The 12400-nt window shown below is 68.8% G+C and carries 15 protein-coding genes and 1 riboswitch; of the genes, 5 read left to right on the forward strand and 10 right to left on the reverse strand.

The window, feature by feature from the left end:
- The first annotated feature begins 103 nt into the window (after positions 1–103).
- Positions 104–1000 (forward strand): oxidoreductase, encoded by an 897-nt coding sequence (locus OHA25_RS05110; protein ID WP_327586448.1) that lies wholly within the window; start codon positions 104–106, stop codon positions 998–1000.
- A gap of 273 nt (positions 1001–1273) precedes the next feature.
- Here the strand turns inward: OHA25_RS05110 and OHA25_RS05115 are convergent, their stop codons facing one another.
- The 3 genes from OHA25_RS05115 to OHA25_RS05125 form a co-directional block, all read right to left on the reverse strand.
- Positions 1274–1552 (reverse strand): VOC family protein, encoded by a 279-nt coding sequence (locus tag OHA25_RS05115; protein ID WP_327590928.1) that lies wholly within the window; start codon positions 1550–1552, stop codon positions 1274–1276.
- Positions 1553–2394: 842 nt separating this feature from the next.
- Positions 2395–3273 (reverse strand): MBL fold metallo-hydrolase, encoded by an 879-nt coding sequence (locus OHA25_RS05120; RefSeq protein ID WP_327586449.1) that lies wholly within the window; start codon positions 3271–3273, stop codon positions 2395–2397.
- Positions 3274–3285: 12 nt separating this feature from the next.
- Positions 3286–3353, reverse strand: a riboswitch (guanidine-III (ykkC-III) riboswitch).
- 24 nt (positions 3354–3377) lie between these two features.
- Complete coding sequence (locus OHA25_RS05125) at positions 3378–4196, reverse strand: SDR family oxidoreductase (protein ID WP_327586450.1); 819 nt, start codon at positions 4194–4196, stop codon at positions 3378–3380.
- An 83-nt stretch (positions 4197–4279) separates the two neighbouring features.
- Between OHA25_RS05125 and OHA25_RS05130 the strand changes: the two genes are divergently transcribed.
- Positions 4280–4822, forward strand: a complete 543-nt coding sequence (locus OHA25_RS05130; protein ID WP_327586451.1) for a TetR/AcrR family transcriptional regulator — start codon at positions 4280–4282, stop codon at positions 4820–4822.
- 31 nt (positions 4823–4853) lie between these two features.
- On the opposite strand, the gene OHA25_RS05135 is transcribed toward OHA25_RS05130, so the two are convergent.
- Both OHA25_RS05135 and OHA25_RS05140 read right to left on the reverse strand, forming a co-directional pair.
- Positions 4854–5417: a TOPRIM nucleotidyl transferase/hydrolase domain-containing protein gene (locus OHA25_RS05135; protein WP_327586452.1), complete on the reverse strand. Its 564-nt coding sequence runs from the start codon at positions 5415–5417 to the stop codon at positions 4854–4856.
- Positions 5418–5497: 80 nt separating this feature from the next.
- Positions 5498–6550 (reverse strand): aldo/keto reductase, encoded by a 1053-nt coding sequence (locus tag OHA25_RS05140; protein WP_327586453.1) that lies wholly within the window; start codon positions 6548–6550, stop codon positions 5498–5500.
- Between the two features lie 150 nt (positions 6551–6700).
- Here OHA25_RS05140 and OHA25_RS05145 point away from each other — a divergent pair, with 150 nt between their 5' ends.
- Positions 6701–7711, forward strand: a complete 1011-nt coding sequence (locus tag OHA25_RS05145) for a serine/threonine-protein kinase (RefSeq protein WP_327586454.1) — start codon at positions 6701–6703, stop codon at positions 7709–7711.
- Positions 7712–7777: 66 nt separating this feature from the next.
- On the opposite strand, the gene OHA25_RS05150 is transcribed toward OHA25_RS05145, so the two are convergent.
- From OHA25_RS05150 to OHA25_RS05160, 3 genes are read right to left on the reverse strand one after another with little or no spacing between them, the layout of a single operon-like run.
- Positions 7778–8134 (reverse strand): SDR family oxidoreductase, encoded by a 357-nt coding sequence (locus OHA25_RS05150; RefSeq protein ID WP_327586455.1) that lies wholly within the window; start codon positions 8132–8134, stop codon positions 7778–7780.
- Positions 8091–9245, reverse strand: coding sequence for an RNA-guided endonuclease InsQ/TnpB family protein (locus OHA25_RS05155; protein ID WP_327586456.1), 1155 nt, complete (start codon positions 9243–9245; stop codon positions 8091–8093). The genes OHA25_RS05150 and OHA25_RS05155 overlap by 44 nt, the downstream gene beginning before the upstream one ends.
- Entirely contained in the window at positions 9164–9406 is a 243-nt protein-coding gene (locus OHA25_RS05160; protein WP_327586457.1) for a hypothetical protein, read from the reverse strand. Before OHA25_RS05160 ends, OHA25_RS05155 begins: the two co-directional genes overlap by 82 nt.
- Before the next feature lie 24 nt (positions 9407–9430).
- Between OHA25_RS05160 and tnpA the strand changes: the two genes are divergently transcribed.
- On the forward strand, positions 9431–9862 hold the full coding sequence (tnpA, locus tag OHA25_RS05165; RefSeq protein ID WP_327586458.1) for an IS200/IS605 family transposase: 432 nt from the start codon (positions 9431–9433) through the stop codon (positions 9860–9862).
- A 42-nt stretch (positions 9863–9904) separates the two neighbouring features.
- On the opposite strand, the gene OHA25_RS05170 is transcribed toward tnpA, so the two are convergent.
- Positions 9905–10456 carry an SDR family oxidoreductase gene (locus tag OHA25_RS05170; protein WP_327586459.1) on the reverse strand — a complete coding sequence of 184 codons (552 nt, stop codon included), beginning with the start codon at positions 10454–10456 and terminating at the stop codon, positions 9905–9907.
- Positions 10457–10558: 102 nt separating this feature from the next.
- Here OHA25_RS05170 and OHA25_RS05175 point away from each other — a divergent pair, with 102 nt between their 5' ends.
- The gene (locus tag OHA25_RS05175) at positions 10559–11380 is read left to right on the forward strand and encodes a helix-turn-helix transcriptional regulator (protein ID WP_327586460.1); all 822 of its coding nucleotides are present in this window, start codon (positions 10559–10561) and stop codon (positions 11378–11380) included.
- On the opposite strand, the gene OHA25_RS05180 is transcribed toward OHA25_RS05175, so the two are convergent.
- The gene (locus tag OHA25_RS05180) at positions 11364–12302 is read right to left on the reverse strand and encodes a helix-turn-helix transcriptional regulator (RefSeq protein WP_442942167.1); all 939 of its coding nucleotides are present in this window, start codon (positions 12300–12302) and stop codon (positions 11364–11366) included. The genes OHA25_RS05175 and OHA25_RS05180 overlap by 17 nt on opposite strands.
- Between the last annotated feature and the right edge of the window lie 98 nt (positions 12303–12400).

Raw genomic sequence — 12400 nt, forward strand, 5'->3', positions numbered from 1 at the left:
GCACGGGGAGGCTTTTTTCATGCCCGGATCCGGCCAGACCCGATGACCGCGGGCGCTCACACACCTCTCCGGCAGACTCCTAGGCAAGGACATACACCTGATCATGACCACACAGACGAACACCGCCGCGTCGGCGGGCACCTGGGACCTCGGCAACCTGACCGTCAACCGGATCGGGTTCGGAGCGATGCGTCTGACGGGCAGCGTCGCCTTCGGCCCCGGTATCCCGGGCGACCGCGATCGTTCGATCGGCGTGCTGCGGCGCGCGATCGAGCTTGGGGTCAACCACATCGACACCGCCGCGTTCTACTTCTCGCCGCACCTGTCGGCCAATGAGCTGATCAACCGGGCCTTGGCCCCCTATCCGGACGACCTCGTCATCGCCACGAAAGTGTGGCCAGCGCGTGATCCGTCGGGTGAATGGTGGTGGGCCACGCCAGAGCAGTTGCGCGGTCAGGTCGAGGAGAACCTGCGCCAGCTGGGGCGTGACCATCTCGACGTGGTGAACCTGCGCATCCCCCCAAGCCGGAAGACCGGCTCGATCACTGACCATTTCGGCGCGCTGGCCGAGCTTCGCGACGCTGGGCTCATTCGCCACCTGGGGATATCCAATGTCACACCAGAGCAGCTGGCTGAGGCCCAGGCCATCGCGCCGGTGGTGTGCGTGCAGAACTCCTTCGGCATCGGCGCGTCGGCCGGCGAGCAGGAGCTCCTACGCAGCTGCGGCGAGCAGGGTATCGCTTACGTGCCGTTCTTCGCGATCGCAGGCGCCGGGCGCGAGGCAGGGGCGACCGCCACGGAGCACCAGGACGTGCTCGCCATCGCCCATGCGCACGGCGCGACGCCCGCGCAGATCCGGCTGGCCTGGACGCTGCAGCGAGGGCCGCATGTGCTGGTCATCCCGGGCACCGGGAATCCGCATCACCTCGCCGAGAACGTGACTGCCGGAATGCTGCGGCTGTCCGACGACGAGATGGCCCATCTCCAGTCCTTCGGCTGACCCGGAAACCACACCCACGCCGTACGCGATCACGTTCTCGTCATCGAAGATCGCATCGGTCTTAGCCGCGTCATGGACAAATGCAATGCACTTACGAGGTGTCCTTCCGACTGAGCTGCCGGAATCGTAGAGAACTCCCATCATCCCAGCCGTTGCCACCGGTGGGTGTCGAGCGGGGCTTACGGGTCTCTGCCGGTGCTCGCCAGTCGCCGCACATGGGCTCGCTGACAGCCACACAGAGCGACGTCCGCTTGTGGCCGGCCATCTGGACCATCATGTTGAGGTGTGAACCGGCTGGTAGGCCTCGTATCGCTGTAGCCACTGTGCTCGGACCTGCGGCGGATGGGCATCTTGTACGCAGAACTCGTTGCCTTCCGGATCGGCCATCACTACCCAGGTCTGGTTGTTGCCTTGGCCAACCTCGACGCGGGTAGCTCCCAGCCCTTCCAGGCGGGCAACCTCTGCGGACTGGTGCTCGGGTCGCAGGTCGATATGCAGGCGATTCTTGCTCGACTGCCCAGAACCTGGCCAGTCGTCCGGGATCTTGGGAATCGACGATTAAGGCACCGATACGCAGTCCCATGGCATCACCGTAGGGCGCTGCGACCGCAGCCGTCGACAGCGCGGTCGCGTCGTCGGCGGGCGGCGCGGATCTCGGCGTCAGGGATCTTGTCGTCCAGCAGTGCGTACAGCTGGGTGGTCTCGGTGGAGGCGTGGCCGAAGCGGCGGCGGAGGCCTCGATGGGCAGGGCAGCGCAGCCGAGTTCGGCGGGGCCCAAGGCACAGGGACGGAAGTCTTCTTCGGGTACTGGTCACAGCTGGCCGAAATTTCGCGCTTGGATCGGCCGCCGTTCGCGGAACTGCCGAACTGGGCCGTACGTCTCGCTCTGGCCTCATTATCGGAAGTCCTCGCTTCGAGACCGTCTCTTGGCCGAGTCGCCGGGAGGGCCGTGTGTCGCGCAACTCCGTCCAGACATCCGTCAAGATACGGGTTGGCCCCCCACTGTTTCGCGGCGAAGACGTTCGTCTCGGTGCTGATGTGGGCGCGCATGCACGCGGTCGTAGAACCGCATCGGCCGAACTAGGCGATGTCGTCACGACCGTCTTCGTTGACGTCCTGGGCCTCGTACTGTTGTCACCCGGCCTGGCCGCACTGGTGTACAGACTCGCGCAGATTGGCGGTGAGGACGGTGCGGAAGGCCGGGACCTCGGCAGCGCTACGGCGATCATCAGCCTGGTGGTGGGGGTGAGCATGGTCGCGGCGTTCGCCCGGCACGCCCTGCGGACCAGAACCGCCCCTCCTCGATCTCCGGCTCTTCCGTCACCGCTCGTACGCGCTGGTGGCGACCCTGACGTTCGGGGCGCTGGGGACGGGGCCTCGTCTGTTCGCGTCGCTCATGCGCTGGGGCACAGGACGAAGAGCGGGAAGGCGCGGCGGCTGGGTTGGTCCCCGATCTCCTTCAGCGCTGCGCGGATCTCGCGCAGGTGGCCGGTGGTCATCTGCAGTGGGGGCTCGTCGGGCTGGTAGACGGTGCGGATCGGATAGTCCACGCCCGGTTGGCGGGTCATCTCGATGTGGCAGCCGAGCACGTGGGTGACCGTCCGATGGTCGCAGAAGTCGATCAAGCGATCGATCGTCCGGGTGAATGCCTGCCAGTCCTGTATGTAGAGCCGGCCGGGGTAGACCGTGTCGCCGGTGAGGAGGAACCCGGTCCACGGGTCGTAGAACGTGACCGCCGCTTCGTGGTGGCCCGGTGTGGCCAGACACTCCAGCACCCGGCCTCCCAGGTCGACCTGCGCCACGGCAGCGGGGTGGTCGGCGAATTCGAAGTACGCCCAGGCAGTGGCCAGATCCGCGCCGACCACCGTGGTGTCGGGACGATCGGTGAACTGGCCGTCGCCCGCGATGTGGTCACCGTGCGGATGGGTGTGGAGCACCAGCAGGTGGTACCCGTGCCGGGGGTGACGGGCGAGCCAGGACTCAATGAGCTCGTCGACCACCCGGCGAAGGGGGAAGAACTCGGCGGATTCTGTGGCTCCGGTGTCGATCAGCACCGCCCGGGCGTTGCCGAAGAGCAGGAACAGGAACGGCGCCTCGTAGTCGATCGCCATGTTCTGCCGGAGGATGAACGTGTGCTCGTCGTAGGCGTGGACCTGGATGTCCGGGTCGGTGTTGTGCTTGGCCGACGGCGAGCCGTGGATCCACCGGACATCCAACGCGCGAGGCCGGGGAGTCGCTGCGGTGAAGTCGATCAGGGAGGTGTGGGCACCCAAGACGTCTCCTTGAGTGCGTCGTCTTGGCGGGCCGGGTACGGCGCACGTCTCGTCCGGGGCAGGCACGTACGAGCCGCCACGGCGACGCTACCACGGCACCGAGCTCAGGACAGGCCCAGTGCGCGCAGCCGCAGGGCGTCGAGGGTGTATTGGGGGAGGATGCGGCCGAGCGTGCTCATCAGCCGTGATTTCTTGCCGACCGGGTAGCGCGAGCGCGGCTTGCGGGCGGTCAGGGCGTGCAGGACGGCGCGGGCGACCACGTCGGGGCTGGAGCCGGAGCGCTCTTCCTTCAGGCCGCTGGTGACCATGGTCTGGTAGGCGGCGCCGTACAGGCGTCTGCCTTCCTCGCCGATGGCGGCCAGGCGGGGTTCGACTTCGCCTTCGAGCTTGTCGACGGCGGCGGTGTGGATGGAGCCGGGTTCGATGAGGACCGCGCGGATGCCCCAGGGCTTGACCTCCATGCGCAGCGCGTCGTTGAGGGAGCGGATGGCGTGTTTGGAGGAGCACAGCGGGCCGCCGAAGGGCAGGGTGATCCAGCTGCCGACCGAGCCGACGGTGACGACGCGGCCTTTCGAGGCGCGCAGCTTCGGCAGCATGGCCTGGGTGACGGCCATCTGGCCGAACACGTTGACCTCGTACTGCAGGCGCAGCGCGTCCAGGGAGACGAACTCCAGGGGGCCGGTGACGCCGATGCCGGCGTTGTTGACCAGGGCGTCCAGGCGACCGATCGTCCTGACCGCCTCCGCGATCTGGCCGGGGTCGGTGACGTCCAGCGTGATCGGGGTGACGGTCGGGCCGAGCGCCTGGCCGTCGGCCTCCTTGCGGACTCCGGCGTAGACGGTGAAGCCCTCGCGGGCCAGCAGGAGGGCGGTGGCCCGCCCGATTCCGGTGGAAGCACCGGTGACCAGCACTGTCTTCGACATGGCGTGCTCCTTTCGGCTCATGCCAACAATTGTTGACCTAACGTGCCCAGAAAGTCAACACGTGTTGGCCTACACTTGCTGGCATGAGGAGATCGGCAGGAGAGACCAAGGCGGCCATCCTGGCCGCCGCCCGCGAGCGCTTCGCCGCCGACGGCTACGAGAAGGCGACGATCAGGGCGGTCGCCGCCGACGCGGGCATTGACCCGGCGATGGTGATGCGCTACTTCGGCACGAAGGACAAGCTGTTCGCCGGCGCCGCCGAGTTCGACCTACGCCTGCCCGACCTGAGCAAGGTGCCGCGCGAGCGCCTGGGCGAGATGGTGATCCGGCATTTCCTGGAGCGGTGGCACGCCGATGACGTGCTTCAGGTCCTGCTGCGTACGGGGGTGACGAACGAGACCGCGGCCGGGCGCATGCGCGAGGTCTTCGGCACCCAGCTCGCGCCGGTGATCGCAGTTTTCGCAGGGGACCAGGCGGCGACCAGGGCGGCGCTCGTGGCCTCCCAGGTGCTGGGGATGGCGCTCTGCCGCTACATTCTGAAATTTCCTCCCGCGGCCGACATGGCGGACGAGGAGGTGATCGAGTGGCTCGCGCCGACTCTCCAGCACTACCTGACCCGCGACTGAACCTTGTGTTCCTCCGCGATGAGGAAGTAGATCAGCAGAGGTGGGCCAGCAGCATGTCCAGCGGCCGCGGCACGCGATCGAGATCGAGTGCCGCGACGAGCAGGCCAGAGTAGCGGATCTTGCGGCCACCGCCTGATCCCATGAACCGGCGCAGCTGGTCGTGAGTGGCGCTCCCGCGCCATTCGGGTTGCTTCTGAAGCGTGCGAAATGAGCGGAGCTCGCCCTCGGCGTCGATGACGCGCTCAACCGTGGCGGTGCCGAGGGCGCGGATCAGCTCGTCTTCCAGGTCAGCGACGCACACGAAGAATCCGAGCGCTTCCAGATCGCTTCGGCTGAGATTGGATCCAAGGCCGGCGCGCTCGAGAACCCTCCGGAAGTCGCCTTCCTCCCCGACGTCACACAGACCGGCCAGCCGGAGGTTGCGACCGGACGGGCCGAACCTGCCGATATACGTCCCGATGTTCGTGGCACCGCCCATCGCCACAAGGGAGATGCCTTCGGCCGCCAGGTTCCGGCCACGGCGCTCGGCCAACGCTTGAATGGCCGACTTGTCACTGACGCCCTCGACCAGGACCACGGTTCGCGTGTCGCTCACGAGCCCAGCCTTGCACCGAACGTGGAGGGGTTCATCCCCTTTTACGCGTGACGGTAGGCGGGGATGGTGAGGGGGTGCGGTCAGGCGGCGGCGCGTTCGTCGGCGGGCCGGCGGCGCAGGCGCGCGTGCTGGATGGCGGGTGGGTTGTAGGCCATGTCGAGCCGGCCGATATCGGTGCCGGGCGGGACGATCTCGTCGATCCGGTCGAGGATCTCGTCGGTGAGCTTGACGTCGACGCCCGCGAGCAGGTCGTCGAGGTGATCCATGGTGCGTGGCCCGATGATCGCGGACGTGACACCGGGGTGGGCGATGGCGAAGGCCATGGCCAGGTGGGTCAGCGAGATCCCGGCGTCCTGCGCGACGGGGATGAGCTGCTCGACGGCGTCCAGGCGGCGCTCGTCGCTCAGGTGCTGGAAGCCGAACTGGGATCGGTGTGTGGCGTTCTGCTGGTTCTTGCGGTAGCGGCCGGTGAGCAGGCCGCCGGCGAGCGGGCTCCAGACCAGGGTGCCCATGCCGTACTCCTGGGCCACGGGGAGGACCTCGCGCTCGATGCCGCGGTTGAGGATCGAGTACGGAGGCTGCTCGGTCCGCAGCCGGGCCAGGCCGCGCCGCTCGGCGACCCAGTGGGACTGGACGATGTCCGAGGCGGGCAGGGAGGAGGTGCCGATGGCCCGGACCTTGCCGGCCCGCATCAGGTCGGTGAGCACCGAGAGGGTCTCCTCGATGTCGGTGTCGGGGTCGGGCCGGTGGATCTGGAACAGGTCGACGTAGTCGGTGCCCAGGCGGCGCAGCGAGCCGTCCAGGGCGCGGATCAGCCAGAGGCGAGAGGCTCCCGACCGGTTCGGAACCACCGGGGTGGCGCCGCTGGGGTCGAAGTTCACGGGGAACCAGGCCTTGGTGGCGAGCACGACGTCGTCGCGGCGCCCCTTGAGTGCCTTGCCCACGATCTCCTCGGACTCGCCGTGGGAGTACATGTCGGCGGTGTCGATGAAGTTGATCCCGGCGTCGAGGGCCCTATGGATGATCTTGATCGAGTCGTCGTGGTCGGGGTTGCCGACGGCCCCGAACATCATGGCGCCGAGCGCGTAGGGGCTGACCTTGATGCCGGTCCGGCCGAGAGTGCGGTACTGCATGCGGTTCTCCTGGGTTTGCGATCAGGGGTGTGGTGAGCGATCTGTCGGTGGCGTACTCTGAAACGGAAAGCTATTCCGGAACTATACGGAAAGGCTTTCCGGTTAGCAAGCGACCTCCACGAATGCCGCCGGGGCGAGGCGGCTCAGTGGATGTTCCGAATTGCCCGGGTGTCCGCGCGGCGTGTGCACCCCAGCGGCCAGGGGTCTGTCTTCCTGGGGGAGTCGCCCGACGGACAGCGTGTGGCGATCAAGATGCTGCACGCGCGGTACGCGGCCGATGCCGACACACGGCGCTGTTTCCTGCGCGAGGCGGAGGTCGCGGCCCGGGTCGCTGCGTTCTGTACCGCCAGAGTGATCGGCACCGGCCTGGTGGCCGAGCGGCCGTACATCGTCAGCGAATACGTTCCGGGGACGTCCCTGGACGAGCTGGTCAAGCGCGACGGTCCGCGGACCGGCAGCGGGCTGGAGCGGCTGCCGGTCTCCACGTTGACCGCGCTGGCCTCGATCCACAGCGCCGGGATCGTGCACCGTGACTTCAAGCCGAGCAACGTGATCCTCGGGCCGGAAGGGCCCGTCGTGATCGATTTCGGCATCGCCCGCGCGATCGACCACGTCACGAGCAACACCTCGCTGCTGGGGACACCCGCGTACATGTCTCCCGAGCAGCTCTCGGCCGAGACGCTCTCCCCGGCCTCGGACATGTTCTCCTGGGCCGGCACCATGGTCTTCGCCGCGAGCGGGCGAATCCCGTTCAGCGGCGTGGTGGTGCCCGCGATTCTGCACGCCATCCTGCACGCCGAGCCCGAGGTCTCCGCTGTGCCCGGCCCGCTGCGCCCGCTTGTGCTCGCCTGCCTGGCCAAGGACCCGACGGCGCGCCCGGCCGCCGCCCAGGTGCTCCGCGATCTCACCGGCCGCACCAACACCGGCGGCTACGACAACCGTGTCGCGCCGGCGGGAGGAGCGGGCGGCCGACGCCGACGATCCAGCTGCAGGGCAGGCACGACACCGATCCGGCCGCGCCCCCTCAGGGGCACCGCGCGCCGCGGCGGCGGACCCCCTGGATCAAGTCCGCTCCGTACTTGCCCACCAGGTCATCAAGGGCGGAAAGGTGCCGCGCTGTCGCCGCTACGCGGTCGCGCCGCTCCAGGGCCGCGGCCGTGAACGCGCGGTCGAATCCACGGGAGGCGCCGGTGATGAACCAGGTCTTGCTCATGCTCATCCCCCGTTCTATGGACGCTGCGCCGACGGGCGCAGGATGATCTCGCTGACGTCCACGTCGGACGGCTGGTCGAGGGCGTACTTGATCGCGTTCGCGATGTCCTCGGGACGGATCAGGGCGGCCCGGTACGTACGCATGGCCTCGGCGACCTCCGGGGCGGTGATGTGATCGGCGAGCTCGGTGTCGACCACGCCCGGGGAGATCGTGGTGACCCGGATGCCCGGCTCCTGGCGCAGCCCCTCGGTCAGCGCCCAGGCCGCCGCGTATTTGGTGGCCGATTGACGTGCTCCTCCGCATGAATGGGGAGAATTCTCATGGCCGCTACGCGGCCGCCCCGTGCGGGGTGGTGCGGGTGGGCCCGCCATGAGGTGCTTGACGCTTCAGCGGCCCCAGTACGGCAGGGCCTCCACGTCCGGTGACCGCCCGTCCGGCGGCTGAGTTATACCGATACGACTGGGTGCGGGCGGCGTTGACGTCGGCGTTGCCGATCCACCCGCAGGCTGGGTTCTTGCACACGAACCGGGACTGACTCTGGCGGGAGCCTTCGATGATCGTGTGGCAGGCGTGGCATTCCTGGCTGGTGCCCGGCGCAGGGACGAAGACGACCTTGCCGCCCTTGCCGGTGGCCTTGTAGGTGAGGAACTCGGCGGTGCGCCCCCACGCCTCGGTGGCGATGGCCCGGTTCAGGCCCCGCTTTTGGGCGACGTTCTTGCCAGGCGCTTCGATGGTGCCGGAGGCGCTCGCCATCATGTTTGTGACCTTGAGGTCTTCGAGCACGATGACGGAGAACCGGTCGGTGAGTTTGGCGGTGGTCTGGTGCTGCCAGTCGATGGCCCGGCGCATGGCTTTCGCGCGCAGGCGGGCGATCTGGTCGTAGGTGTGCTTCAGCCGGTTGCTAGTGGGCCGGCCGGGTTTCGCGGCTCGTTTCTGGCGGGCGGCTTTGCGCTCGAGCCGGAGCAGGCGCTCCTGCTCCCCGCCGGACAGCCATTCTTTACGGTGGAAGATCTTCTCTCCGGTGGACAGCGCCAACGGTACGGCGATGCCCCGGTCGATCGCGGTGTGCGGCCCCGGATGCGGGGCGGGCACCGGCTGCTCGCTCTGGATACGGAACACGATGTGCCACCCGGTGGCCTCCTTCACCAGCCGCGCCCCGGTGATCTTCCCATCCCGGCTGCCCTTGGTGACCCCGGGCAGGTCTTTGGTCCATCGGAAGCGGACCCGGCCGAGTTTGGGGATGGTGACCGCGCCCCACCGGCGGTTGATCCGGGTGATGTTCAGGTCCCGCGCCTGGGGGACGTCCACGGCCATCCGGGAGCGGAACCGGCTCTTGAACGTGGGGCGTTCGGCCGGGTGGTCGGGGTTGAAGTAGTTGGCCCACGCCTGCCGGTAGGTCTTCAGCACGGCCTGTGCCGCTTGGGCGGGCAGGTCGTTGAGCCAGTCGATCTCTTTGCGGCGGCCCGGATGGCCTCGTCGCATTGGGCGAGGGAGGCGAACCGGCCCTGCCGGAAGGTGAAGAACTCGTGCAGCAGGTTCCACAGCGTGCGCGCGTTGTGCGCCTGGCCGTCCAAGACGGCGCTCTGCCGCTGGTCCAACTCCAGGCGGGTGACATGAGCGCGGTTGCGTTTCTCCTGCTCCACGCGGCTCATTCTATCGTTTGGTGTATGTCACCGCGCTGGGAACCGAACCCCGACATCAGAAAGGGGCGTCACTGCGTCCACGATCTGTCCGCGCATTTGGTGTTTGTCACGAAATATCGGCGGGACGCACTCACCGACCCGATGCTGACGCGCTGTGAACAGATCATGAAAGAGGTGTGCGAGAAGTTCGACTGCCAGCTGACCGACTTCAACGGCGAGCACGACCACGTCCATCTCCTGGTCCGCTACCCGCCCAAGGTCGCAATCTCCTCCCTCGTCAACTCCCTCAAGGGCGTCTCGGCCCGCTACCTCCGCCAGGAATACAGCGTCCACGTCCGCACATACCTGTGGGGCGGGCATTTCTGGTCCCGCTCCTACTATGCGGGCTCGACCGGCGACGCGAACGAGGCCACCGTCCGCACCTACCTCCAGTCCCAGGACCGGCACCAGAAATGAGACAAGACAAGACGTGGATCACGACCGGTTCCAAAGCGCGGGTCAGGGCACGCTCAGGCCCTTGGGGGCCTTCCCGCGCGGGCCTACACCTCCCGCCTGAAGGCGGGAGCACTGGCCCGCACCTCGGTAGATCGCGGAGGTCTCCGCGACCTGATGGGCGCCGATCGAGGCGACGGTGACGAAGTGGCCGCTCCCCTGGCCCTGGAAGATCGGCAGCGTCGCGGCGATGCCGTTGAGCAGGCCGCGCACGTTCACATCGAGCATCCGCTCCCACTCCTCGACCAGCAGCGCGTCGAGGCGGGACAGGAGCATCACGCCGGCATTGCCGACCAGCACATCCAGCCGCCCGTACGACGTCACCACTTCTTCGGCCACCTCATGGAAGCGGGCGCCGTCGGTGACGTCGAGGGGGCGTGCCTCCGCGGAGAAGCCTGCGACAGACAGGTCATCGGCGATCGTTTTGATGCGATCGGTTCGGCGGGCTGTGAGGATCACATGATGGCCGGCGGCCGCGAGCGTACGAGCGGTGGCCGCGCCGATGCCGCTGCTCGCGCCGGTCACCAGCACGACCTTGCGTTCAGGTGTCTTTGTCATGGTTTCGAGCTTCGGGTACGTGGCGGGGGTGGCCCAGGCCGCTGTGAGCCTGGGAGCACCGCACCCACCCTCGGCCGGCGGGTCACGCCTACGCTTGATGGCATGACGGAAACGCCTCTGGGGGACTTCCTCCGCAGCCACCGGGCTCGCGTACGCCCCGAAGACGCCGGCCTGCCCGCCGGCTCGCGGCGGCGCGTACCGGGGCTGCGGCGCGAGGAGGTCGCGATGCTGGCCGACGTCAGCGTGGACTATTACGTACGGCTGGAGCAAGGCCGGGAACGCAACCCGTCACCACAGGTCCTGTCCGCGTTGGGGGCCGTTCTCCACCTCGACGATGACGCCCGCGCCCACCTGTTCCGGCTCGCCGGCCTCACCCCGCGGCCCGCCTGGTCCGCCCCCGAACGCGTGGACCCCGAGCTGCTGCAGCTGCTCGACGGCTGGCCGCACAACCCGGCGCTGGTGCTCGGGCGGGCCTACGACGTGCTCGCCGGCAACCGGCTCGGATACGCGCTCTTCGAAGGCTTCCACGGCGGCGCCAACCTCCTGGTCAAACTCTTCCTCGATCCGGACGCGCGGTCGTTCTACGGGGATTGGGAGGCCGCCGCCGTCAACACGGTGGCCGGCTTCCGGCTGCTCCACGGGCAATATCCGCACCATCCACGCGTACGCGAGGTGCTGGGCCTCATGCTGGACCGGAGTCCTGAGTTCGCGGAGCTGTGGCGGCGGAACGAGGCGCGCGGCAAACGCGCCGAGGTGAAGACCTTTCACCACCGCGACGTCGGCGAACTCACCCTGCGCATGCAGAGCTTCGACGTGCGCGCCGCGCCCGGCCAGCAACTCGTCGTCTACCACGCCGAACCCGGCTCCCCCAGCGCCGACGCGCTCGCCCTGCTCGGCACCCTCGCCGTCACCGCCGATCAGTAGCAACGCGGGCGGCCATCGCCGCGAGGCGGCGGGCGAGCCGGGCAATGGCCTCCCGCAGCTCCGGAGGCTCCAGCACCTCCGCCTCGAAGCCCATCCGGGCCACGTGCACGGCCAGCCAGTCCAGGTCATCCCCGCCGACGACGAGCACGCACCACCCGTCGCGATCGTCCTCGACGCGCCCCACCTGAGGCGGCACCAGCTCCTGGACCTGGTCGGCCCTGGCGTGCACCCGCACCCGGGCGAGATAGCGGTACGGCGCTTCCGTCACGCCCCGCTGCACGAAGGCGACCGGGTCCGGATGTTCCCTCGCCCGGAAGCGCCAGGTCGTCGCCGCCACGTCGCGCATCCGGTCCAGCCGGAAGGTGCGCCAGTCGTCGCGGTCGACGTCCCAGGCCATCAGGTACCAGCGGCGGCCGGTGGCGACCATCCGCACCGGCTCGACCGTGCGCTCGCGGTCCCCGCCGTCGCGGCCGGCGTACCGGAACCGCACCCGCACGGCGTCGCGACAGGCCCGCGCGAGCGTCACCAGCAGCTCCGGGTCGATCTCGATCCCGGGGCCGACCAGGGTCTCGGTGGCGCCGTGCACCGCCCGGACCTCGGCGCGCAGCCGGGGCGGCATCACCTGGTCGAGCTTCGTCAGCGCCCGCAGCGCCGCCTCTCCCGCCCCGGCGACCGTGCCACCCGACGCCATCCGCAGGGACACCGCCGTCGCGATCGCCTCCTCGTCGTCGAGGAGCAGCGGCGGCAGCCGGGTGCCCGCACCGAGCTGGTAGCCGCCGCCGACGCCCGCCGTCGCGTGCACGGGGTAGCCGAGCGCGCGCAGCCGCTCCACGTCGCGACGCACCGAGCGGTCGGTGACCCCCAGCTCGGCGGCGAGCTCGGTGGCGGTCCAGGACGGCCGGTGCTGCAGCAGCGCGAGCATCCGCAGCACCCGCTCGGTCGTCGCCTCGACGGTCACGCGCTCATCGTCCCACAGATCACGGAACGACTCTGTCCGCTATATGCGGCAAGGTGAGCACC

This window comes from Nonomuraea sp. NBC_00507, assembly GCF_036013525.1.
Classification (GTDB): domain Bacteria; phylum Actinomycetota; class Actinomycetes; order Streptosporangiales; family Streptosporangiaceae; genus Nonomuraea.

What these genes read in the sequence shown, in the direction of transcription:
- OHA25_RS05110 (WP_327586448.1), top strand. Translation starts at nt 104, where the DNA reads ATGACCACACAGACGAACACCGCCGCGTCGGCGGGCACCTGGGACCTC.
- OHA25_RS05125 (WP_327586450.1), bottom strand. Translation starts at nt 4,196, where the DNA reads ATGTCGAAGACAGTGCTGGTCACCGGTGCTTCCACCGGAATCGGGCGG.
- OHA25_RS05130 (WP_327586451.1), top strand. Translation starts at nt 4,280, where the DNA reads ATGAGGAGATCGGCAGGAGAGACCAAGGCGGCCATCCTGGCCGCCGCC.
- OHA25_RS05140 (WP_327586453.1), bottom strand. Translation starts at nt 6,550, where the DNA reads ATGCAGTACCGCACTCTCGGCCGGACCGGCATCAAGGTCAGCCCCTAC.
- OHA25_RS05145 (WP_327586454.1), top strand. Translation starts at nt 6,701, where the DNA reads ATGTTCCGAATTGCCCGGGTGTCCGCGCGGCGTGTGCACCCCAGCGGC.
- OHA25_RS05150 (WP_327586455.1), bottom strand. Translation starts at nt 8,134, where the DNA reads ATGGCGGGCCCACCCGCACCACCCCGCACGGGGCGGCCGCGTAGCGGC.
- OHA25_RS05155 (WP_327586456.1), bottom strand. Translation starts at nt 9,245, where the DNA reads ATGCGACGAGGCCATCCGGGCCGCCGCAAAGAGATCGACTGGCTCAAC.
- tnpA (WP_327586458.1), top strand. Translation starts at nt 9,431, where the DNA reads ATGTCACCGCGCTGGGAACCGAACCCCGACATCAGAAAGGGGCGTCAC.
- OHA25_RS05170 (WP_327586459.1), bottom strand. Translation starts at nt 10,456, where the DNA reads ATGACAAAGACACCTGAACGCAAGGTCGTGCTGGTGACCGGCGCGAGC.
- OHA25_RS05175 (WP_327586460.1), top strand. Translation starts at nt 10,559, where the DNA reads ATGACGGAAACGCCTCTGGGGGACTTCCTCCGCAGCCACCGGGCTCGC.
- OHA25_RS05180 (WP_442942167.1), bottom strand. Translation starts at nt 12,302, where the DNA reads ATGCTCGCGCTGCTGCAGCACCGGCCGTCCTGGACCGCCACCGAGCTC.